Below are 21,730 nucleotides of genomic sequence, written 5' to 3' on the forward strand. Positions count from 1 at the left end.
CTTTCGACGCAGGTGCTCCCCAAGGGCATCGGGCCCGCCGCCAGAACCAGCGCAGTGGTCAAACGCGTGTGGCCGTTGGGGTTCTCGACGACGAGCTCGTCGCCAACTGCCGTAACGATGATTCCCGTAGAAGTACTGCGGTCTGGGCGGCCCTGGGCCAGTCCAGGCTCCCCAGCAGGCCGTGGGAGAGCCGCGTGATGGCGAAGACGTGGACGAGACAGGCATGCACGCAGGGCTCTGGCCGAGGGGCCGCCCCTGTCGTTGCGCGGTGTCCGTGGCAGGCTTGGCGCCATGCTGGAGATCAAGGTCGAGACGGAGAACTGGCAGACGCACACGCGTATTTCCGCGGAGCGGCTGCGTGATCTGGTGTGCCGCATCGGAGGTGCGGGCGACCAGTTCTTGGTGGTCCAGCGAGTGCCCGACCTGCCGGACGTCTTCATCCAGGTCGCCCACGAGCCCGGCGGGCCCTATGAATTCCAGCACCGCACCGGCATGGACGCCGGGCACCTGTTCGTCACGCGGGTGCCGGAGCCCGGCACCGTCGCGGACGCGATGATCGGCTGGGCCCGGCAGGAGAGCGGTTGGGACGCCGGCATCGAATGGGCGCGGCTTGAAGACCCGCCGCGGACCGAGGTGCCGGAGCTCGGCCCCGAGGTGCGGCGCGCGGTCGAGGAGCGGGTACGGACGCTGCTGCGCTGCGGCTACCTCGCGCGGCGGGAGCTCACCGAGGCCGCCGAGGAGTGGCTGGTCGACGGCGACGAGCGGCCCGTGTCCCGGCCCCAGGCGCGCCTGCTCGTGGACCAGCTCTGGCTGGAACGCCTCGACGAGCAGGCGCAGTGGGCGGGCCCGATGGACCCGGACCGTCTGCAAGAGGCCTTCGCCGCGCTGGAGTCGAGCGGCATCACGGCGCGGGAGAACTTCACCTGCTGCCGCGGCTGCGGTCTCGCGGAGATCGGCGGGAGCGGTCCCGCGGACGCGCGGGGCTTTGTCTTCTTCCACGCGCAGGGCACCGAGGCCGCGGCCGACGGCGGCGGACTCTCGCTCTACTACGGAGGGTTCGACGGCACCGCCGAGCAGACGACACGTATCGGCCGAGAAGTCGTCGGCGCCCTCACGAGGGCCGGGCTGTCCGCGCAGTGGGACGGATCCGCGGACAAAGCCATCGAGATCACGGAACTGAACTGGCGCAGAAGGCTCACGGGATGACCGGCGCAGGGTGCCCCGGCCCACGCCACGGCCAGAGAACGGGCTGCTGACAGACCTGCGGAGTCATCGCACAGGCCGCGCCGATGAGCCAGGGTGCACCGGGGCACGGTCGGCACCTGACTCCCGCGTCGAGCAAAGCACGGATGCCGCCTGGGCCGCTTCTCGGTCGCGTGACGTGTTGAGGCCGCTTACCGCCACCAGGGACCAAACCGCCGGCACCCGCACCCGCACCCGCACCGTAGATGACGCTCCGGCGTTGCGGCTCGGTAGGGCAACGCTGCCGCACCGCACGTCATCGGGCCGTGGGCGCGCAGGCGTGATCTGTCGTCGGGTAGATGTTCAGGATCTGGTCGGCGCCGGTGACGCTCAGCAAGTGCAGCAGCTGGGGTTGCGGAGCGGCGACGCGCAGCGTGGTGGTGTGGTGGAGAGTGATGAGCAGGTTCAGCGCGGAGGAATCCGCGAACGTCACTGCGCCGAGGTCGAGTACGAGGGTAGGCACTGCCGCAGCCGCCGCCCGCGTTGCCCGGTGCAACGGGAAAATGGTCTCAGCGTCCACCTCGCCGCGGACCACCACGACCCATGCGCCGTCTCGCGCGTGCTGCTCCAGGGTGAGATGGGGACGGCTGCTGCTGAGCATGGGTCAACTCCTGTACGTGCGGGGCCCGGGCACGCGGAAATAGGGTACTCGTCTCCTCATCTCTGCCCGTCGCTGCGCGGGTTCGACCCTGCGTGGTCTCGAGCTGCGTGCGGCCCCGCTGGTAGTGGGGGAGCGTCCGCGTCTGTCAGGGGAGTGCCCGTCCCCGGTGGTCCCTCTGAAGGGGCTTCCCTGCTGGGGGAGAGGTGCTTCGCCGCGTAGATCCAGTCGAGGCCGTCGTATCCAGTGGTGTCGAGGTGTGGCGCGCGGGTCAGGCCGGCGCGTATGGCCACGCGTTGGGATGCGATGTTGGCCGGTCGGACGCGGGCGATCAGCGGTAGGTGGGGAACGTCCTGGGACGCCCAGGCAACGATCGCGGTTGCGGCCTCGGTGGCGAAGCCGTGGCCCCATGCCGATGGGGCGAATCGGTAGAAGAGGTTGAGGGTCTTCATGCCGTGCAGCTCCATCGTTTTGAATCCGCAAAACCCCAGGTTCTGGGGCGAATTGTGGCGGCGCACGACCCAGTACCCGTAGCCGTACTGCTGCCACTGAGCGTCCCAGCGCTGATAGAGCATCTTCGCCTCGTCGAGCCGGGCGAGTGCGTCGGAGGGGTTGTGGCGGCAGGTCTCGGGGTCGCTGTGGATCGAGAGGATCGTGTCGATGTCGGCTTCGGCCGGTCGTTGCAGTGAGAGGCGGTCGGTCTGTATCTGTTCGTCTGCCGGGCCCTGTTCACTCATGTCAAGAGCGTAGAACCCCGGCGTGTGTCGGGGTTCCCGAGGTGCTTGCTGGCCCAGATGGGTGCGGGCAAGCCGGATCACCAGCCTCATGGCAAGGCGCGAGTCCTCACCGAAGTCGGCGGCGAAGCCTGTCCTCCTGGACCTGGCGTACGACGACGCCGACCTGCGGCGGCGCCGGGTAGTGGGGCGTACGAATCGCGCCGTCACGCCGAACGGATACGGCCAGGGTGGGACTTGCCGTCAGTTGCTGAGCACGGGGCCGAACTGCCGGCTGCCGGAGGTGAGCCCGAAGCCGCCGGAACCGCAGTGGTCGTTCGCCTCGGAATGACGTGGGAATGACGTGGGAATGAGGTGCCCGACCTCGGGCAGGAGGTGCTTGCGCGGCAGATGGCCGGGCACGGCCGTGCCAGCCACGCCGTCGACGAGCGCTTGCGCCGAAGGAGAAACCGTCTATGACACAGGGCGAACCGGCCACCAAGAACCAGGACAAAGGCTATGTAGCGCTTCTTGGCTGGAGTCTCAACGCGGTGGAAGCCCTCGACCGGTTCGACCGGCGATACATCGTCGTGGCGCCGGAGTGGGCCGAGAAGTACTGCGTCGAACACGACATCCCCTACGTGCCGTGGAATTTCGAACGGCTCAACGATCGCTCCATGGAGATCGCCGAGACCCTTCAGAACGAGGGTGTCGACGTCGCGATCCCGCTGTACGAGGAGACGGTCGAATGGGCAGGGGCGATCAACTCCGTCCTCCTCGACAACCCGCGTCTGTACGGTCAGGCCATGCTGCTGCGGGACAAGGCTCTGATGAAGCGCCGCGCTCAACTCGGCGGCATCCGGGTCGGCATCTTCGAGGAAGCCCACGACCGGGACGACGTGACCCGCTTCCTCAAGCGCGTCAATCAGACCTTGCTCAAGCTGGACGGCGACCCGAACGACCCGATCCATCTCAAGGCGTTCGACAAGGCAGGATGCCTCGGACACCGCGTCATCCGCACCCCGGACGAGGTCGACACGATTCCGGAGGAAGAGTTCCCGGTTCTCATGGAATCCCATCTCGACGGCTGGGAGTTCGCGGTCGAGGCGTGGGTACACAACGGGAAGATCAAGTTCCTCAACATCTCCGAGTACGTCACGCTGGGATACTCGGTATTCGTGCCGGCAACCCCGGAACTGGAGCGGTACCGGCCGCAGATCACGGCGCAGATCGAGAAGCTCATCAAGACGTTCGACATCGAGTTCGGCTTCGTACACCCGGAGTATTTCGTCACCAGTGACGGCGAGATGTACTTCGGCGAGGTCGCCTACCGGCCGCCGGGCTTCAAGGTGTTCGAGCTGCTGGAGCGGGCCTACGGGTTCAACGCCTACCATGGGCTGGTACTGGCGTTCGACCCGAAGACGACCGAGGAGGAGATCGACGCCTTCTTCCCGCGTGAGGTCGTCGATGCGTCCGGAGTCGCCGGCTGCTTCGGGGTCTACCCGCGCCGCCGCGTCGTCAGCGCCCTGGAGATCCCGGAGGAAACCGCGGACGACGACTACTACGAGTCGCACGACCTCTCGACGCCGATCGAGGAGACTGTCACCAAGAGGACCGCGTTCGGCACCCACTGGGGCCTGGTGTACTTCTTCGGTGATGACCCCTACCGGATGCGCGACCTGTTGAAGAAGCAGGAAGAGCTCGACTTCTACGTCTGACGACCCCGTGGACGCAGGAGGCCAACCAGAGGGAACCCTTTGAAACCGACTGTCGACGTCAGCGATGCGGCCACGACGCTGGACAAGCGCGTGACCTCACTCGACGACGCCATCCAGGCCATGGCCGAAACCCGCGACTTCGGCAAGCACACGAAGCTGCGGCGGGTCCTGGAAGCATTGCGGCGGGTGCTCGTTCAGCCGGGCGGTGCCGCGGCGGTCCAGGCCAGGGCGCAGGCCCTTGAGGAAGCCGGACTCTTCCAGGGAACGGACTGGGCCTCACCGGAGATCCTCATCCCGGCGTTGGTCAGCGCGAGCCTGCACAGCGGAGAAGCGGACACCGTAGTCATGGAGGCGACCAGCGAGCTGCGGATGCTCGCTGTCGCCCGTGGCGACTTCGCGCATCCGACGCTGCCCGCCGAGGACGCCCGCCAGTTCCTGTCCCAGGTACTGGCGACGAACCTGGAGCTCCTGTTCACCCCGCCCAGCGAGGCGGAGCGAACCCAGCAGGGCCGGACCGCACAGCTGATCCGGGACCTGTTCCGCCATCTCGCCGACGAGATCGGTTACGACAGCGTCCTGGACAACCTGGTCGACGAGATCTGGCGAATCCTGCGCCAGCGTCCGATCCAGGTCGAGGCGGTGCAGTCCCTGATCACCCGGATCGCGGTCTACCGCAACGACCCGGACGTCGCTCTCGGCGTGTCGTCCGGGCAGGGCATCGACCGGCTCATCACCAGTCTGTTCGGGACCACCGAGGCGTGCCGGGACGACCCGGGCGTCGACGTCTTCCGCTCCCGGCTCGAGGCGATGGACACCGGCGGCCTGCAGTACGAGGCGACGGGGTTCGCGCGGGCGATGCACGACACCGGCCTGGTGTCGCCCTACCACGCGGAGCTGCTCCGGTTCCTCCTGCGCGAGAGCGACTACCTCGTCGGTGAGGCGCTCGGTCTCTCCGACACCGGCCGGAACTGCTTGCTGCGCTACAGCCAACTGGTGCACCGGCTGATCGAGGTGGCGGTACACCCGCAGACCGCGCAAAGCGTCTACGGGCTCGCGCTGCTGCTCGACCGCGGCATCCTCTACGAGCCGCCGCTGGTGCCCGCGCTGTGGCGCCAACTGGCGCTCGAGCTCTCCCCGGTCGCGCAGGAGCGGCTGACGACGGTTTTCGGCGATGCGCCGGGACCGCAGGCACGTCTGGTCGCGGGGGTGCTCTCGATGCTGGGCCAGCCGCTCGGCGTCGGCCAGGGCGACAACCCCACCTGCCAGTCGGCCCGCGCGCTGTCGATGTGGTCGTACAACGACCCGGACTACCTGCTGCAAATGGTGGTCTGGGCGGCCCGCGACGACGAGATCCTCATGCATTTCGAGGGTCAGCCGATCTCGTCGAAGGACAGCGTGGGCGGAGTCGCGAGCACGCTGCCGATGGACCTGGACCCCGTGTCGCTGCTCGTGGTGCCCCATTTGGACCGGATCTACGCCGAGATGGGGCGGCGCTGCGCCGCGCGGCCGGGGGACCCGCACCGGTGGATCAACCCCGAGTTCCACGGCTGGTGGGCGCCCCGTGGGTTCCACATCAACGTCGACGTCGCGACCGGAAACCTGGTCGACCTCGACGAGTTCCTGCGGCAGTTCCACGCCAGCTACCACCCCTCCTACAACGGCGGGCAGCCGCTGATCCATCCGCAGCCGGCCGGCGTCGCCGTCACCGACAGCGCCGCCCGCTACGTCGGCTGGCACGCGATCACGATCCTGCGGGCCGCGCCGGACCCGCAGGACGTCATGCGGGTGTACTTCTTCAACCCGAACAACGACAGCGGCCAGGACTGGGGTGACGGCGTCGTCGTCTCCACCGCGGGCAACGGCGAGCGGTTCGGCGAGGCCTCACTGCCGTTCGACCAGTTCGCCTCGCGGTTGTACATCTTCCACGCCGACCCGCTCGAACACGGCGAACCGGAGCGGGTGCCCGCCGAAGACGTCACGCGGATCATCGGCTACATCGAGCGCAGCTGGGGCAACGACCGGCTGCCCGGTGGGACGCTGCAAGCCCTCGAAGGGCCCACGAGCCTGTGAGGCCAGCACTCCAGCTAGCGAGGTCTGGCCGGGTGCTCGTCGAGCCCGGCCAGACCGGTGCCGGGAGGAGCACCAGCGCGTCCTCGTCGGCGGCGCACCGCGGCCGAACGGGCTCGTCTCTTGGGGGCTGGCGAAAAGTGCTGGACCGTTGACAAGATCATGGAATGTCAACGAGTAGACAAGAACTGGTCTTCCCCATACCGATTGCCACGGTGGACACGGCGTCTCGCAACTGCGGTTGGCGTCACCGCACGATCTATTGGTCAACCCAGGAAGACACGCTGGAGGCGGTGTTCTCCTCGCTCGCTGCGAACGCGGCGGAGGACGGCGCCGACGAAGTCGTGGGTGTCAAGGCCGAATGGGTCGGTGGCAGCAGTCGGCACGGCGGATGGCGTGCCTACGGGACAGCGATCTGGTACGACGAGAGAGCCTGACGGCGTCCCCAGGGTAGGCGCCGGAGCCGGCGAGGTCCGGACGACGCTCAGCGCCGGCGCCCGCGTCCCTTTCCGCGTGCGGACCACGCCGCTCCCATGCCGCCCGAGTGCAAGGCGAGAAGAGCAAGGCCGACGAGCATGAGACTCGTGGGGCTGAAGACCGCCTCGGTCGACGTCTCGGTAGCGTTGATGATGAAGGCGATGACGAACAGCACGGCCGCCGCGAATGCCAGCATCTGTCTTCTCCTGCCGATGAACGGCGAACCACAGGCGATTCCGGTGGCCGCGCCGATCCCCGACGAGTGCCCCGATCGGCACCGATCACGCGTACGCAGGGTGTGTTCGGCGACCCACCGGTGCGGGGCGAGACGCTGTGAGAGCTCAACGCCTTCGAGGCGCCGACGGCCGCCGGTGGGGGACAGGCCCTACTGACGGCCTCCGCCCGTAAGTCTCACAAGCGCCGCGCGACCGAGTGCTGCGCGCTCTCGGACATCGCGCGGGCGGACTTGGCGGCGTCGTGCAGCGCGTGCGTGGCCTCGCGCCGTGCGTGCCCGGCGCTTCGGCGGCCGGACGCCGCGGCGGCCCGGGTGCGGTAGGCGACGGACGGTTTGCCGTGCGTGTCGGCTGCCGCGATCAGTAGCCCGCCGAGCAGCGAGAGGTTCTTGGTGAACTGCGTGCGCTGCGCCGCTCGCCGCTCCTTGTCCTCCTCCTTCCACCAGGCATGCCCGGCCAAGGTGGTCGGCACCAGCGAACAGGCCAGCGCGAGCGCGGCGACACGGGGCAGGCGTCCGGTCGCCAGCATCGCGCCGGCACCCACCTGGACGGCGCCATTGATGCGGACCAGACGCTCGGGATCCTCCGTGAGCCAGGGGATCCGTGAGGCCAGAGGAGCCGCTACCGGCTCGGCCGCCGGGGCCACCCGCTTGGGGTCGCGAAGGGCGCTCACACCTCCGGTGAGGAAGACGGACGCGAGCAAGGGGCGGGCGCATTTCCTGAGAACAGCCATGCGCCTACCGGTCTCCCGCAATGGGCATTCTCAAACGGCTTTTCGCCCGCAGCGATCGATGTTCGGCCTTCAGTGATCCGTTCCGCAGCGCACTTGTCACTGCCTCGGCGTACGCGGCGCCGGCCGGGGCGAGGGGGCCGCGCCGCGGGCCACCGGGGCGAGGTCGGCCTGGCCCTCGCCGGCGCCGCGGTCGAAGCGCTCGGTCAGCTCCCGCAGGCGCGCACGGTATGTCTCGACGCTGCGGAGCTTGACCTCTTCGTACCCCCGCACCAGGTCGGGAAGCTGGGCGATCTGTACGGCCACCTCGTGGTTGGCCGCGGTCAGACCGGCGAGCAGGTGGGAGACACGCTCGGCGTAGTCCTCGGCCAACGCTCGCTCGACCTTGCGCACCTGAGCCCTGCCGAAGGGATCGAAAGCGGTGCCTCGCAGGCCGCGCATGCCGTAGAGGGCCGTGAAACCGGGACGGAACCAGCCGCCCAGGCGGATCTTGCGCTGCATCCCGAGAGCGCGCAGCACCGGGGGGTGCAGATTCCACCGGGCCTGGGCCCCTGGGCCAAAACGTTCTGTTAGTTCGGCCGCGACACCTTGGTCGAGGGCCAGGCGCGCCACCTCGTACTCGTCCTTGTAGGCCATGAGTTTGAACAGGTTCCTGGCCACCGCTGTGGTCAGCTCCTCCGTTCCGGGGGCGACCTCCCGCTCGCGCTCACGGACCGTACGAACCCGCGCGGCGTAGCGCGCCGCGTAGTGGGCGTTCTGGTAGGCCGTCAGCTCTTCGACCCGGCGAGCCAGAAGGCCATCGAGTGATGTGCCATCGGTGTCCGCCTTCGCGAACTGCGAGTCGATCGGGCGTGGATCGGCCGTCTGAAGGGCACTTGTCACCGCGGTGCGGTCCGCGACCCACAGCCGCCCGTAACGAAATGCCTGGAGGTTGGCCTCCGTGGCGACACCGTTGATCCTGATCGCTTCCTCGACGGCCTCGGCCGGCAGAGGGAGGGCGCCCAGCTGGAAGCCGACGCCGATCAGGAAGGTGTTCAGGTACTGATCATCGCCCAGCAGCGCCAACACCGTTTCCCGGGCGTCCAGCACCTCCGCGCCGGGACGGACCCGCGCCAGCAGCCGCTCGTGCACGGCGGCGGAATCGGGGAACGTCTGGCGGACGTCGGCGACCATGTGACCGGTGGCGACCTGCGCGGTATTGAGGACGGCCACGGTCCGGTCGGGAGAGGCCACCGCGAGGTTGGCTTCGTCGGCGGCCACCAGGATGTCGCAGCCGACGTAGAGGTCGCACTCGCCGACACCCAGCTTGTTGGTATGCCCCTTGCCCGAGCGGTGGAACCGGATGTCGGAGACGACCGCGCCGCCCTTCTGCGCCAGTCCGGTCTGGTCCAGTGAACGCGGAGTCCAGCCGGCCAACAGCCCCGCGGTGGCCAGTACTTGTGAGATCGTCACCACGCCGGTACCGCCGACACCGGTCAGCCGTACGCCGAATTCGTCGGCAGGGACGGTGGGAGCCGGCTCGGGGAAGGGGGCTTCACCCCGCACGCGCGGATCATGTGCCGTGTCGCCGGCGGCGCCCTGGGCGGGCTGTACGCCGGTGACCGTCATGAAGGCCGGGCAGTCGCCCTTGAGGCAGCTGTAGTCGACGTTGCACGACGCCTGGTGGATCTGGGTCTTGCGACCGTACTCGGTCTCGACCGGCTGCACCGACAGGCAGTTCGACTTGCGCCCGCAGTCGCCGCAGCCCTCGCAGATGCGCTCGTTGATGAACACCCGGGTCTCGGGCTTGTCGAGCTTTCCGCGCTTCCATTTGCGCCGCTTCTCGGTGGCGCACTCCTGATCGTGGACCAGCACGGTGACGCCGGGGACTGAGGCCAGCTCCCGCTGCGCCTCCTCCATCCGGCCGCGATCCCACACCGACACCTCGCGCGGCAGCCGTGTGCGCCGGGTCCGTCGCACGTCGTCGGTGGTGACGATGATCCGCGCCACCTGCTCGGCGCGTAGGACGTCGACGATCTGGCGCAGGTCCATGGCACCGACCGCGCTCTGACCGCCGGTCATCGCGACGGCGGAGTTGTAGAGCAGCTTGTAGGTGATGTTGACTCCGGCGGCGACGGCGGCCCTGACCGCGAGCGAGCCGGAGTGGTCGAAGGTGCCGTCGCCCAGATTCTGTAGGTAGTGCTCGCGTCGGGTGTACGGAGCCATGCCGATCCACTGCAGGCCCTCACCCCCCATCTGGGAGAGCCCGGTGACGGTGCCGACCTGGTCCTCGTCCATGAGCAGGACCATGGCATGGCAGCCGATCCCGCCGCCGACCAGCGAGTCCGCGGGCACCTTGGTGGAACTGTTGTGCGGACACCCGGAGCAGAAGTAGGGGGCACGCTTGGGGAGGGTGACCAGGGGGAGCTGGGTGCGTCCCTCGACCCGTTCGAAGCCCTGCCGCTCCACCGGGACGCCACGGGCCTTCAACGCACGGGCGAGTGGACGGACGAGCGTGTCGGCGTCGAGTTCGCCGTAGGACGGGATCAACTCCGCACCGTGCTCGTCCGCCTTGCCAAGGACCTGAGGGGCGCCCGCGCGGCCGTAGAGAGCTTCTCGCACCGCGGTCTCGATGAAGGACCGCTTCTCCTCGACGACGAGAATCTGGTCGAGGCCTTCGGCGAACTCGACGATCGTCTCGGCGTCCATGGGATAGGGCATCGAGACCTTGAGGAGCCGGACGCCGGCCTCGGTGAGGTGTGCGTCGGTCAGGCTCAGGCGGTCCAGCGCGGCGCGGAGTTCGCGGTAAGTACGGCCGGAAGCCACGATTCCGATGACGTCGTGGGCTCCCCGTACTTCGACCCGGTTGAGCCGGTTGAGCCGGCAGTACTCCCGGGCCAGCCGCAGCCGGGTGGTCATCAAGTCCCGTTCCAGGGGCCCGAGGGTGGGCTGGAGGAGCCGGGCGGTGGGCTGGTGACGGCCCGAACCCGGCGGGAGGTTCGGCGCCGGAGGTTCGGCGCCGAGGTCGACGAGCGAAGAGCCGTCAGCGACCGCGGTCACGATCTTCAAGCCCGCCCAGAGACCGCTGGCGCGCGACAGGGCCACCGCGTGGCGGCCGAGGTCCAGCACCTCCTGGGAGTCGGTCGGGCTGAGAAACGGGATGGCCAAGTCCATCAGTGCCAGCTCCGAGGAGCAGGGCACGCTCGACGACTTCGCGGCCGGGTCGTCACCGACCAGCACCAGGGCGCCGCCCGCAGGATGGGCGCCCATGAGGTTGCCGTGCCGCAGGGCGTCCGTGGCCCGGTCCAGGCCGGGCGCCTTGCCGTACCAGATGCCGAGCACACCGTCGTGGGTGGCACCGTCAAGGGTGTTGACCAACTGGCTGCCCTGCACCGCGGTGGCCGCGGCCTCCTCGTTCAACCCGGGCTCGTGGCGCACCCCGTTGGCATCCAGCAGCGACCGCAGGCGTCCCAGCTCCAGGTCGTATCCGGCGAGCGGTGAACCCTCGTAGCCGGAGACAAAGGTGGCGACGTCGTTTCCGTCGGCGAGGTCGCGCCGGTGCTGATCGATCGGCAAGCGCGCCAGTGCCTGGATCCCGGTGAGCTGGACATGACCGGCCGTCGCCTCGTACCGCCGGCGTGGGTCGACAGGCGCACCGTCGCGCTCGCCGTCGTGGGGACGGAAGTCGGCACTGACGAAGGTCGTCATCTCGCTCCTGTTGATCGTCCGGGAACGCGGAACGCGCTGGGCACGGTCGCAACAGGATGGGCTCCTGGCATGGCCCGGACGTCGGCAACTGGTCCAATGGACCAGAACAAGGCCTCCTCGACCGGGCCATGTGATCCATCGGCGTAGGGCGGTGTCGTGCCACGCCCCGCCCCGTCGGCTCCTCGCACGATCCGTGCTCGAACCTTCACCTTCGGACAGCCGTGATCGCCCTGACCGTGTGGTGGCAGTCGCCCTCTTCTGTCTCTGTACGCGCCCGCGCGATCAGTGGGACGCGGGTCCGGACGGCTTCGTCTCGTCGGCCTGGAGATCCTGGGCCACCAGGGACAGCAGGGAGGTGATACGGCTCGGCACCCGCTCGCTGAGGGCGATCTCGGTACGGCAGCGCACCACACCGGGGAGTTGCAGGAAACGCTGGATGATCTCCTCCACGTGCTCTGTGTCCCGGGCGGCGACACGGCACAACAGGTCGCCCTCCCCGGCCGTCGTATGCGCTTCGAGCACCTCGTCGACGAGGACCAGGGCCCGGGTCACCCGTGCGAGCTGCCCTTGCGCCAGATGAAGGTGGACGAACGCCAGGATGGGGAAACCGAGTTGCGCCGGTGAGATCCGCGGCGCGTGATCGGCTATCACTCCGAGCCGCTCCAGACGGCCCATCCGCGTGTGCACCGTCCCGCGGGCGATGCCGAGTGTGCGCGCGAACTCGCGCATGCCCGCTCTCGGACGGGTGAGCAGTTCGCGCAGAAGGGAGATGTCCAGCATGTCGAGAGCGGGCACAGTGACCTCGTGGTGTTCCGGTGAAGAAGTGGCTTTCCCGTCGCGCGGTCGGCCTTGGCGGGCGCCTCATCATCCCAACTTCCGCTCCAATGGCACGAGGTGGTGCGGGGGAGTCGTGGGGGTGATCGGTGGCGCACCGCTGGGTGGCTGGGAAGCGGCCCGTCCGGACGTCGCTCAGTACTTCTTGACCTGTCGTGGCCGCTCGAAGCAGAAGCCCCTGGGCTCCATGCCGTTCACTGCTCTCCTCAGGTGGTGAAGGCACCGCGACGGCCGTCAGCGGTTGACCCAGGACGGGCGCTTTTGCGCCCCTCTGCAGGAGTTTGCGTCCCTCTGCAGTAGGCGGTGAACACACCAATCTTCCCCCGGGCTACGGCGCCGTTCCGGTCGGGCACGCGTGTCCTCCGTGGCAGATGTCCGGCGCCGGACGGTCAGCGCCATCCCACCAGGATCATCGCTTGGCGGTCCGGCGCGTCTGTGCCGTGCCTCTGTCTCAGATGAGGATCACGGATTTTCCGCGGGTGCGTCCTTGCTCGGCGTGCGTGTGGGCGTGGGCGATCTGCTCCAGTGGATAGGTCCGTTCGATACGCGGTGTGTAGCGGCCCTGGCGCCCCAGCTCCGCCGCCGCGGACAGCAGGGTGGAGTCGTTGGCCGCGTTGACCACATGAGTGCCCAGGCGCTGCCCCCTTGCGTGGTCGGCGACCGTCGCGACGCGCGTCGGGTCGCCCGTGATGGCGACGAGGTCGTCCAGTGATCCGGAGGCCGCGGTGTCGAGCACGATGTCGACGCCGTGCGGAACGAGAGCGCCGAGGCGCTGCGCGAGGCCGGGGCCGTAGGTGGTGGGAACGGCGCCGAGAGAGGCAAGGAACTCGTGGTTGCGTGCGCTGGCTGTCCCGATCACGGTGGCATCCTGTGCCACCGCGATCTCGACTGCCGCGCTGCCCACGCCTCCGGCGGCGCCCTCGATCAGGAGGGTGCGCCCCGCGAGACGGCCGAGTGCGTTCAGGCCGCGCATTGCGGTCACGGACGCGAGGCCGGCGCCCGCGGCCTGCTCGTCGTTCCAGGCGGCTGGGGTGTGGGCCCAGGCCGAGAGGATGGCCAGCTCTGCGGTTGCGCCGGTGACACCGCCCAGCCCAAAGACGCGGTCGCCGACGCTCACCCCCTGCACTCCGTCACCGATTTCGTCGACCAGACCGGCGGCGTCACGTCCGGGAACGGCGGGCAGCTCCAGGGGAATGAGCTGGCGCAGGGCGCCGGCCCGCAGCTTCCAGTCGATGGGGTTGACGCTGGCCGCCGCGACGCGGACACGGATCTCACCGGGCCCGGGGTGGGGGTCGCGGGCCTGCTCGATCACCAAGCTCTGGGCTTGGCCGTACTCGTGGAAGCGGGCTGCGCGCATCGTGTCCTGCCTTACTTTGCTGGGTACGGCCAGAGGGGCCGGTGCGGACCGGGCAGGCGGGCGGTGCGTCCGCCCCGACAGCCACGCAATCTTGCCTGCGCCGGAATACCTTCCGTGGAGTCGATGCTCCGGAAGATATCCAGTGGGTCGGTCACCAGCTGGATACCAAGTCACCAGCTGGATACAACACCGCAAACGGGAGATCCTCGATGACGCGACGGCCGCCGCTGCCACCCGACTTGTTCGACGAGCTGTGCCCGTCTCCGCTGCTGCACTTCCGCTTCGGTGACAAATGGGCACCCATGGTCCTGCGCTGCCTGGACGACGGTCCGCGCAGATATTCCGAGCTCCGCGTGCCACTGGGCCGCGTCACCCCGAAGGTGCTCACCCAGTCGCTGCGCGGCTTGGAGCGGAACGGGTTCGTGTCACGCACCGAGTACGCCGACCCGAAACTGCGGGTGGAGTACGCGCTGACACCGCTGGGCCGCAGCGTGCTGGAGCCACTTGAGGCCGCGTGCCGGTGGGCGACCGAGCACTGGGACGAGCTGCTCGACGCCCACGAGGACGGCGCCTCTTCCCTCGCCAGACCCGAACCTGCGCCGGAGCGTGCCGCACCGGACGAGCAGCTAGGCGGGGCTCTGCATCGCGGATGATGCGGCGGACGTGCGCCGACACAAGAACCCGACACAAGCCCCGAACAGATACCGCCAGCGTGGATGTCCTGGAGATGCGGAGCGGCTGCTGCCGGTCAGTGCCCGGCGGTCAGTTCACCGCTGAGTGTCTTGTGCAGGTCGGCGCTGGGCCGGTTCAGGCCGACGATCTCGACGCTCTTGCCGCGCTGCTTGTACTTGGTCTCGATCGCGTCGAGGACGGCGACGGAGGAGGCATCCCAGATGTGGGCTGCGGACAGGTCGATGACGACCTTGTCCGGGTCGGTGGCGAAGTTGAACTGGGCGACCAGGTCGTTGGAGGAGGCGAAGAAGAGTTCGCCGGTGAGGGAGTAGACGACCCGGCCGCCGTCGGGGTCGGTGACCGACGTGACGTCGGCCAGGAGCGCCACGCGTTTGGCGAAGATCACCATGGCGGTGACCGATCCGACGACGACGCCGATGGCGAGGTTGGAGGTGGCGACCACGATGGCGACGGTGATGACCATGACGGTGATCTCACCGGCGGGCATCCGCTTGAGGGTCGTGGGAGCGATGGAGTGCCAGTCGAATGTCGCGAAGCACACCATCACCATCACCGCGACGAGGGCGGCCATGGGGATGTCGGAGACGACCGGGCCGCAGACGACGCACAGCACCAGCAGGAAGGCACCCGCCAGGAAGGTGGACAGGCGGGTGCGGGCACCGGAGACCCGTACGTTGATCATAGTCTGCCCGATCATGGCGCAGCCTCCCATGCCGCCGAAGAATCCGGTGACGATGTTGGCGATGCCCTGCCCGATGGACTCGCGGGTCTTGTTGGAGCGCGTGTCGGTGATGTCGTCGACCAGCTTCGCGGTCATCAGCGATTCCATGAGGCCGACGAGGGCCATGGCGAGCGCGTAAGGGGCGACGGTGATGAGCGTGTCGAGCGTGAACGGCACGTCGGGGAGGCCCGGGACCGGCAGGGAGGAGGGCAGCTCGCCCTTGTCGCCGACGGTCGGGACCGCGATTCCGGCAGCGACGGTGATCAGGGTGAGAGTGACGATGGAGACGAGCGGCGCCGGGATCACCTTGGTGACCTTCGGGAAGAACACCATCAGCGCGAGCCCGCCGACGATGAGCGGGTAGACGGCCCAGGGCACGTCGTGCATCTCGGGAACCTGCGCCATGAAGATCAGGATGGCGAGGGCGTTGACGAAGCCGACCATCACGGAGCGCGGCACGAATCGCATCAGCTTCGCCACGCCGAGCGCGCCCAGGACGATCTGGAAGAGACCGGCCAGGATCACGGCCGCGACGAGATACCCAAAGCCGTGCTCACGGTTGAGCGGAGCGATCACCAGGGCGACAGCACCGGTCGCCGCGGAGATCATCGCGCGGCGCCCGCCGACGATGGAGATCGTCACGGCCATCGTGAAGGAGGCGAACAGGCCGATCGCCGGGTCGACCCCAGCGATGATCGAGAAGGAGATCGCCTCGGGGATCAGGGCGAGCCCGACGACCAGGCCGGCGAGGACCTCGGTGCGCCACACCTTCGGATCGGAGATCCAGTCGGGCTTGAGGCCGCGCAGCCGCGAGGTGGTGGACACGGCAGTGGAAGCAGACAAGAGAGGCAGTACCTGTCACGGTCGGGCACGCCGGGCGTCACCGATACGTGCGGGAAGACGCGGAAGGGCCGGTCCGACCCTCCAGCGGCGATCTGGAGTCCACAGGACAGCAGGCGCTGCTGTGGGGGCTGCGGGGGCTGTGGGGCAAAGGGTCACGGCGTGCAGGCGGCAGCGCGAGTCGTCGTAGGCATGCGCACGCTCTTTCCTGCAGACATCGGTCTTCGCCGGGGGCGTCGTCGGCCCCGACACGGCTGACGGTCACGGGAGGAATGCGTACCGCACCATGGGGGGCGGAAGGGTGTGGAACCGATCCCGACGATCACTTACTCTACCCTCGGCATTACGAGGAGACCGGCCTGGTCATCCCCTCCGCCCGCTCCCGGGGCGGGTTTCGCCTCTACACCGTCGCCGACGTCGCCCGTCTGATGGCGTCTGATGGTCATCCGGCGGATGAAGCCGCTCGGTTTCACCCTCGACGAGACGCGCGACCTGCTGGATGCCACCGACCGTCTCGACGCTGCCGACTTGGCCGACGACTTCGCCGCCACCCTCCGTGCCCGCCTGGAGCAGCACAGCGGTATCGCCCCGTCCTGGAGTCCTCAGTTCCGCCCCGTGGGCTGTCGTCATGGCAACGCCCAGTTGCCGGTGGCCGCCCCGGAGGCAAGTTGTCCTCTGTTACACACCTGTGGCGATTCGTCCTACAACGAACCCCGGGGCCGCCTCGTCTAGCAGGTGGGATCCGACCTGCGGACCAATGACGAACGAGGAGTGGGTAGCAGTGGGGGACATACGCAGATCAGGAGCCGTGGCTCTGGGGGTCACCATGCTGGTGGTTCCGCTGACGGTGGCGCTCGGCACGGGCAGTGCTCAGGCCGCGTCGTGCTCGACACAGACCGGGCCCCACCAGAAGCAGGTCGAGAAGTTCCTCGGCCGCCCGGTGGACGGCAAGCAGTCGGCAGCCGACTGCAAGGTCATCAAGGCCTTCCAGACCAAGCACAGCATCACCCCGAACGCCGGGTACGCGGGCAGCGTCACCTGGGGCGTCATGAACCTCATGAACAAGCAGAAGGCGGTGGGCAACAACCCCAACAAGGCGGGCAAGTGCCCGACCAACAAGGGCCGCATCGCCTGCGTCGACCTGACGCTCCAGCTCAGCTGGATCCAGGACGGCGAGAACCTCAAGTACGGCCCGGTCCCGGTGCGCACCGGCCGCAACGGCCACGAGACACGCACGGGCCTGAAGAAGGTCTACTGGCGCCACATCGACCACGTGTCGAGCATCTACCACGTGCCGATGCCGTACAGCCAGTTCTTCGACGGCGGCCAGGCGTTCCACTCGGTCGGCATCAGCGTCTGGGCCCCACCGGGCTCCCACGGCTGCGTCAACATGACGAAGAAGGACGCCGTGAAGTACTGGAACACGCTGCGCAAGGGCGACGACGTCTTCGTCTACGGCCGCAAGCCTGGCACCTGATCCGCCGGTGGCGGCGCGACCTGGTCCCGCACGAGGACGGGCTGCTGGTGGACCTGCGGGTCTTCAAGGTCGCGCCGTCATGAGCCCCGGGCTCGCCCGAAGGCGATAGGCGACGCCATCACCCGGCTCGACGCCTGAGCCGGGCGCGGCTTCCGGGGCTGTGCGGCCCCGCCGAACTTGCCCTATTCGCTGCACGAGAACACGTGCCCGCGGACGTACTCGGCAGAGTTCATGCATTCACAGACGATGTCGGGGCACTCGGGCGTCTACGACAACTCGACTGCACCGCAAGAGAGATGGGTGTGATGGCATGTCTTTCCCCGAGCATCCTCAGACGTCCGGCCACTACGCGCAGCCCCCTGAGCACTCTGGAATGCGGCCGAGCAACGGGATGGCGATCACCGCTCTTGTTCTCGGAATTCTGGCGATCCTGCTTTTCTGGACCGTGATCGGTGGCGCGCTGCTCGGTCTGCTGGCGGTGATCTTCGGCATCATCGGCGCGCGCAAGGCGCGTGGAGGCCGGGCGCCCTACGGCAAGATGTCGATCGTCGGTGCGGTGCTCGGCGGGCTCGGTCTGATCGCATCCGGCGTGATCATCGCCATCGGCGCGTCGATCCTCAATTCGGACGAGTACAAGAACTTCGATGACTGCGTCAAGCATGCCGACACACAAAGCGAGCGGGACGCGTGCGCCAAGGACTTCGACCGCGAGGTCAACGACTGACCCGCGCAACGAAGCACACACCTGATTCGAAGCGCGCCCCCTGGGATTAAATGTGCCCCTTTTGCAGGTGCGGGTGCTTCGGCCATCTCGCCCGGCGTGATCGCATCGCAGTCCTTGGAGAACACGCTGACCACGACGTCACACAGGTCTAGAGGCGGCAGCTGATCTCCATTCCGTCCTCCACGGGGAACGTGACGCTCTGGTAGCCGTTCTGGGGATCGCGGACGTAGCTGAGGTAGGGCGCGAGGTCCTCCAGGTCGACGTCGTCGGCGACGACGAGGGTGCCGGGCGCGAGGCGTGGTTCGAGGAGTCGCAGGACCGGCAGGCACAGGTCCTTCCAGCCGTCGAGGAGGACGAAGTCCGCGGAGTCGGCGACTGTGGCCAGAGTGTCGCGGGCGTCTCCTTCGAGGACGGTGATCAGGTCGTCAAGACCCGTCTCTGCGAACGTCCGGCGGGCAGTCGCGGCCTTGGCGGCGCTCAGTTCCGTACTGATCACCCGCCCCGTCCCGTTGTCGCGCACCGCGGCGGCGAGATAGAGCGTGGAGATGCCGAAGGACGTGCCGAACTCGACGACGGTGGCGGGGCGGGAGGCCCGAATCAGGTTGTAGAGGAGGCGGCCGCCCTGGGCGGAAATCGGCATGTACACCTCCGCGTTGGCATCGGCCCGCTCCTGCGGGCCGAGGGGCGCGGAACCCTGGGGCCGCTCCTCCCGGACCCGGCTGCTGGTCGCCTCGTCCTGCTCGGCGTGCCGGAACATCCGGTCGAGGGCGGAGGCGACGCGGGGGTCTTCGAGGGTGTTGAGGGGGGTGCTGGTGGATGTCATGAACCTAGACTAGACGCACCGTTGCGTTGCGTCTAGTGGTTCTGGCCTACGCTGGCCCCAGGAGGCAGACATGGAACGAGGAAGTACGGCCGCCGCGGCGGCCGGGCCACAACCGGCGGCACGCCACCACGGCAACAGGCACGGCCGCAGCGAACAGGCCCGGCAGGCAGTGCTGGAGGCGGCCGACGGCCTCTTGGTCGAGAAGGGCTTCACCGGCGTCACCATCGAGGGCATCGCCGCCCGGGCGGGCGTCGCCAAGCAGACCGTCTACCGCTGGTGGAAGACCAAGACCGACATCCTCCTGGACGCTTTCCTCCAGGACGCGACCGAAGCCCTGACCCCGCCGGACCACGGCGACCTGGCGCCGGACCTACGCGCTCACCTGCGCCAACTGGCCCTGTTCCTCACCCGGTCCGACGCGGGTGCCGTCTTCAAGGCCCTCATCGGGCACGCCCAGCACGATCCCGCGTTCGCCGCCGCCCTGCGGGCCGGGTACCTCGACGAACAGCGCCGCCGCGACCGACTCCCGTTGGAACGTGCGGTGGAACGCGGCCAACTCGGCGCCGGACTCGACATGGCGGCGGAGATCGACCAACTGGTGGGGCCGGTCTACCACCGCGTCCTGATGACGGCGGAACCCGTCGACCAGGCTTTCACCGACCGCCTCGTCGAGGCGTTCCTGCACCGCGTGGGCGTAGTGGACGTAGCCGACGCAGGGGAGATGGGGAGCAGATGACTCTGAAGGCAGGTCAGCGAGTGGTGCTGGCAGCGGAGACCCGGCTGACCGATTCGGTGGAGGTGTCGGGGGTCGTCGTCGGGTTCCTGTCCCTGGCGGCGGGCACCGGCGGGACCGTCGAGCAGGTGGTCGGCCACCAGGACGAGAGCGACGACGTGCGCGAGTACGAGCGACTCAAATCGCTGCTCGACGCCTTCGGGCGCGAGATGCCCACGGAGAGCAGGAGGCAGCTCGAAGAGAAGGTCGGCGCTCTGGAACCGGCGTGGACCGCCTTCCAGGAACGGGCGCCTCGCGTGAGCGTGCGGGTCCGCTTCGACAACGGGTTCATCCTCGACGGGGCCCATGAGGACGTCTTCGTCCCTGCCTGAGGGCGCGTCCCGGGCCGGACCGGGCCCGAACGGCGCTGCTCGCGCCGGCGGGCTACCGTTCGGCCCGGGTGAGCGGCAGCCCCAGGGATGAGGCCTAGTCGGAAGGCGGCGCGGGATTCAGGCTGGAGAGACCGTCCAGCGAATCCGGCAGGCAGGCCGGCGGGTCCCCACCCTCTCCATGGGCGCTGACCGAGTCCTCGACGGCTTCGTGCTGACCCGCGGGGCAGCGTCCGTCACGCGCCGGAGCGGACACCTCGGCAGCTGCTGTTTCCGCACTGCCGACGACGGCTGTCACGGCCAGAGCAGCGGCACACACCGCGGTACGCATACGCATGAATCTCACTCCGTGTGGGTTGATTGCACAGAGCCTCCAGCACATACCGGCCCCGACGGATGGGCCACACGAGCGCTCCAGCCGAGGGACCCCCACTCGGGTAGCCGGGCGCCGGCCGGTGTGGCGGATCCGGTCAGGGGGAGCCGCGGTTGGGCCGGGCGCCCGTACTCTTCCCGGACCTCCCCGGCTGCCCGAACGTTCCGCCTCACGGGTCATGGACCGGTGCGTCAGCCCGCGGCCACTGGTGAGGAGATCAAGAAGTCGGCGGGGTCGACGCCGCCCTCTTTCGTGTCGTCGTTGGCGAACACGAAGGACTCGATCGGGATGTCCCGCTCGGCGCTGAGCGACGCCACGAGCTGCTGCATGACGATGGTCTCCAGGACCACGCGCGCAGCCGGAGCGGCCTCGGGCAGGCGCACCACGGACAGGTTCTCCGCCGGCCCCACGTCCTGCGCGGTGACCAGGAGCGTCAGGTGACCGGCGCCGGACAGGGAGCGCGCCAGCTCCACCTCGCGGCTGTCCCCGAAGATGACATGCAGGGTGTCGGCGGTGCCGCCCGCCGACTCCATCTCGCCGTGCAGGTAGTTGCGGGTCACGGCGGCGGTGGCCGGCATACGGACGACTTCGCGCAGCAGCAGTGCGCCCTCCTCTGCGGAAGCCCGCGAGGCGCCCGAGGCGACGACGTCGGCGGCGACGCAGCGGGCGCCACGCGGAGCCAACTCGCTGATGACGCCGGCCGCGTCACGTCGCACGGCCTCGGCCCACGCTGCGATGTCGCGCCATGGGTCGTCCGCTTCTTCCCGGCCCGCGATGGCCCCCGCGATCAGGTCGAGGGCGACGACGGTGCCGGTGAAGCCGATGGTGGAGGCGTAGGAGTCGGGCTCGTTCCCGAGGTCGACCGTCATCTCCGCGAGGTCGCCGAGCGGCGAGGGCGTCACATTGAGGACGGCGACCCGTGGCACGTAGCGCACCGCCTTGAAGGCGGCAATGGTCTCCGAGCTTTTGCCACCCTGCGAGACACCGATCAACGCGTCCACCTCGAAGCCGGCGGTGCCGTCCTCTATCTCGTCGGCGAGGACGCGCTGGGAGACGATGCCGTGCTCGCGCAGCAAGGCGACGGGCACGCTCAACGCCGCGTACGAGGCTCCGATCCCGGTGAAGAGGGGGCGCTCGGCGCGGCGGAGCTCGTCGAGGTCGGAGCAGGTGAACTGCCGGCGCACATGGGCGATGACGCGGTCGAGTGCCTGGGGCTGGTCGGCCTGACCCTGCAGGAAGGTGATACGCGATCCGGACATGGGGGAGGTTCCTTTCTGGTGTTCCCTCGGGGTGGTCGGGAACCGGCGGTGTGAGCGTGGTGC

Annotated in this window: 21 protein-coding genes and 1 pseudogene; 10 read left to right on the forward strand and 12 right to left on the reverse strand. The window is 68.7% G+C overall.

Translation table 11 applies throughout. From position 1 onward, the window contains the following. The first annotated feature begins 291 nt into the window (after nt 1–291). Nucleotides 292–1,206, forward strand: coding sequence for a DUF6891 domain-containing protein (locus ACFUPX_RS08935; protein ID WP_383318352.1), 915 nt, complete (start codon nt 292–294; stop codon nt 1,204–1,206). 292 nt (nt 1,207–1,498) lie between these two features. Here ACFUPX_RS08935 and ACFUPX_RS08940 read toward each other — a convergent pair whose 3' ends face one another. The 3 genes from ACFUPX_RS08940 to ACFUPX_RS08950 all read right to left on the reverse strand — a co-directional run bounded on the left by ACFUPX_RS08940 (nt 1,499) and on the right by ACFUPX_RS08950 (nt 2,991). After that, nucleotides 1,499–1,843 (reverse strand): STAS domain-containing protein, encoded by a 345-nt coding sequence (locus tag ACFUPX_RS08940; RefSeq protein ID WP_383318354.1) that lies wholly within the window; start codon nt 1,841–1,843, stop codon nt 1,499–1,501. Between the two features lie 56 nt (nt 1,844–1,899). Further along, nucleotides 1,900–2,577, reverse strand: a complete 678-nt coding sequence (locus tag ACFUPX_RS08945) for a GNAT family N-acetyltransferase (protein WP_383318357.1) — start codon at nt 2,575–2,577, stop codon at nt 1,900–1,902. 240 nt (nt 2,578–2,817) lie between these two features. Next, complete coding sequence (locus ACFUPX_RS08950) at nt 2,818–2,991, reverse strand: hypothetical protein (RefSeq protein ID WP_383318360.1); 174 nt, start codon at nt 2,989–2,991, stop codon at nt 2,818–2,820. A gap of 38 nt (nt 2,992–3,029) precedes the next feature. On the opposite strand from ACFUPX_RS08950, the gene ACFUPX_RS08955 reads away from it, so the two are divergent. From ACFUPX_RS08955 to ACFUPX_RS08965, 3 genes are all read left to right on the forward strand, one after another. Then, on the forward strand, nt 3,030–4,271 hold the full coding sequence (locus ACFUPX_RS08955) for an acetyl-CoA carboxylase biotin carboxylase subunit family protein (RefSeq protein ID WP_383318363.1): 1,242 nt from the start codon (nt 3,030–3,032) through the stop codon (nt 4,269–4,271). Nucleotides 4,272–4,310: 39 nt separating this feature from the next. After that, on the forward strand, nt 4,311–6,341 hold the full coding sequence (locus ACFUPX_RS08960) for a hypothetical protein (RefSeq protein ID WP_383318366.1): 2,031 nt from the start codon (nt 4,311–4,313) through the stop codon (nt 6,339–6,341). 290 nt (nt 6,342–6,631) lie between these two features. Continuing rightward, nucleotides 6,632–6,775: a hypothetical protein gene (locus ACFUPX_RS08965; protein ID WP_383318369.1), complete on the forward strand. Its 144-nt coding sequence runs from the start codon at nt 6,632–6,634 to the stop codon at nt 6,773–6,775. 47 nt (nt 6,776–6,822) lie between these two features. On the opposite strand, the gene ACFUPX_RS08970 is transcribed toward ACFUPX_RS08965, so the two are convergent. The 5 genes from ACFUPX_RS08970 to ACFUPX_RS08990 all read right to left on the reverse strand — a co-directional run bounded on the left by ACFUPX_RS08970 (nt 6,823) and on the right by ACFUPX_RS08990 (nt 13,656). Continuing rightward, nucleotides 6,823–7,011: a hypothetical protein gene (locus ACFUPX_RS08970; RefSeq protein ID WP_383318372.1), complete on the reverse strand. Its 189-nt coding sequence runs from the start codon at nt 7,009–7,011 to the stop codon at nt 6,823–6,825. 215 nt (nt 7,012–7,226) lie between these two features. After that, entirely contained in the window at nt 7,227–7,781 is a 555-nt protein-coding gene (locus ACFUPX_RS08975) for a DoxX family protein (protein WP_383318375.1), read from the reverse strand. Between the two features lie 96 nt (nt 7,782–7,877). Next, nucleotides 7,878–11,465, reverse strand: coding sequence for an indolepyruvate ferredoxin oxidoreductase family protein (locus ACFUPX_RS08980; RefSeq protein ID WP_383318378.1), 3,588 nt, complete (start codon nt 11,463–11,465; stop codon nt 7,878–7,880). A 282-nt stretch (nt 11,466–11,747) separates the two neighbouring features. Next, a complete protein-coding gene (locus tag ACFUPX_RS08985; RefSeq protein ID WP_383318381.1) occupies nt 11,748–12,260 on the reverse strand; it encodes an Lrp/AsnC family transcriptional regulator in 513 nt (170 codons plus the stop codon). Nucleotides 12,261–12,750: 490 nt separating this feature from the next. Continuing rightward, nucleotides 12,751–13,656 carry an NADP-dependent oxidoreductase gene (locus ACFUPX_RS08990; protein ID WP_383318385.1) on the reverse strand — a complete coding sequence of 302 codons (906 nt, stop codon included), beginning with the start codon at nt 13,654–13,656 and terminating at the stop codon, nt 12,751–12,753. Between the two features lie 209 nt (nt 13,657–13,865). On the opposite strand from ACFUPX_RS08990, the gene ACFUPX_RS08995 reads away from it, so the two are divergent. Beyond that, the gene (locus tag ACFUPX_RS08995) at nt 13,866–14,309 is read left to right on the forward strand and encodes a winged helix-turn-helix transcriptional regulator (protein ID WP_383318388.1); all 444 of its coding nucleotides are present in this window, start codon (nt 13,866–13,868) and stop codon (nt 14,307–14,309) included. A gap of 95 nt (nt 14,310–14,404) precedes the next feature. Here ACFUPX_RS08995 and ACFUPX_RS09000 read toward each other — a convergent pair whose 3' ends face one another. Next, nucleotides 14,405–15,913, reverse strand: a complete 1,509-nt coding sequence (locus ACFUPX_RS09000) for a SulP family inorganic anion transporter (protein ID WP_383318392.1) — start codon at nt 15,911–15,913, stop codon at nt 14,405–14,407. Between the two features lie 335 nt (nt 15,914–16,248). Between ACFUPX_RS09000 and ACFUPX_RS09005 the strand changes: the two are divergent. From ACFUPX_RS09005 to ACFUPX_RS09015, 3 genes and pseudogenes are all read left to right on the forward strand, one after another. Further along, nucleotides 16,249–16,642, forward strand: a pseudogene (locus ACFUPX_RS09005) (MerR family transcriptional regulator); the annotation flags it as partial. A 49-nt stretch (nt 16,643–16,691) separates the two neighbouring features. Further along, nucleotides 16,692–17,387 carry a L,D-transpeptidase gene (locus ACFUPX_RS09010; protein WP_383318395.1) on the forward strand — a complete coding sequence of 232 codons (696 nt, stop codon included), beginning with the start codon at nt 16,692–16,694 and terminating at the stop codon, nt 17,385–17,387. Between the two features lie 310 nt (nt 17,388–17,697). Continuing rightward, on the forward strand, nt 17,698–18,111 hold the full coding sequence (locus tag ACFUPX_RS09015) for a DUF4190 domain-containing protein (RefSeq protein ID WP_383318398.1): 414 nt from the start codon (nt 17,698–17,700) through the stop codon (nt 18,109–18,111). Between the two features lie 148 nt (nt 18,112–18,259). On the opposite strand, the gene ACFUPX_RS09020 is transcribed toward ACFUPX_RS09015, so the two are convergent. Next, nucleotides 18,260–18,934, reverse strand: coding sequence for an O-methyltransferase (locus ACFUPX_RS09020; RefSeq protein ID WP_383318401.1), 675 nt, complete (start codon nt 18,932–18,934; stop codon nt 18,260–18,262). Nucleotides 18,935–19,004: 70 nt separating this feature from the next. On the opposite strand from ACFUPX_RS09020, the gene ACFUPX_RS09025 reads away from it, so the two are divergent. Together ACFUPX_RS09025 and ACFUPX_RS09030 are read left to right on the forward strand one after the other, a co-directional pair. After that, nucleotides 19,005–19,670, forward strand: a complete 666-nt coding sequence (locus tag ACFUPX_RS09025; protein WP_383318404.1) for a TetR/AcrR family transcriptional regulator — start codon at nt 19,005–19,007, stop codon at nt 19,668–19,670. After that, nucleotides 19,667–20,038 (forward strand): hypothetical protein, encoded by a 372-nt coding sequence (locus tag ACFUPX_RS09030; protein ID WP_383318407.1) that lies wholly within the window; start codon nt 19,667–19,669, stop codon nt 20,036–20,038. The genes ACFUPX_RS09025 and ACFUPX_RS09030 overlap by 4 nt, the downstream gene beginning before the upstream one ends. A 94-nt stretch (nt 20,039–20,132) precedes the next feature. Here ACFUPX_RS09030 and ACFUPX_RS09035 read toward each other — a convergent pair whose 3' ends face one another. Continuing rightward, on the reverse strand, nt 20,133–20,372 hold the full coding sequence (locus ACFUPX_RS09035; protein ID WP_383318409.1) for a hypothetical protein: 240 nt from the start codon (nt 20,370–20,372) through the stop codon (nt 20,133–20,135). A gap of 227 nt (nt 20,373–20,599) precedes the next feature. Then, the gene (locus tag ACFUPX_RS09040) at nt 20,600–21,667 is read right to left on the reverse strand and encodes an SIS domain-containing protein (RefSeq protein ID WP_383318412.1); all 1,068 of its coding nucleotides are present in this window, start codon (nt 21,665–21,667) and stop codon (nt 20,600–20,602) included. Nucleotides 21,668–21,730 lie beyond the last annotated feature (63 nt).

The sequence above is a fragment of the Streptomyces sp. NPDC057302 genome, from assembly GCF_042667685.1.
Lineage (GTDB): Bacteria > Actinomycetota > Actinomycetes > Streptomycetales > Streptomycetaceae > Streptomyces.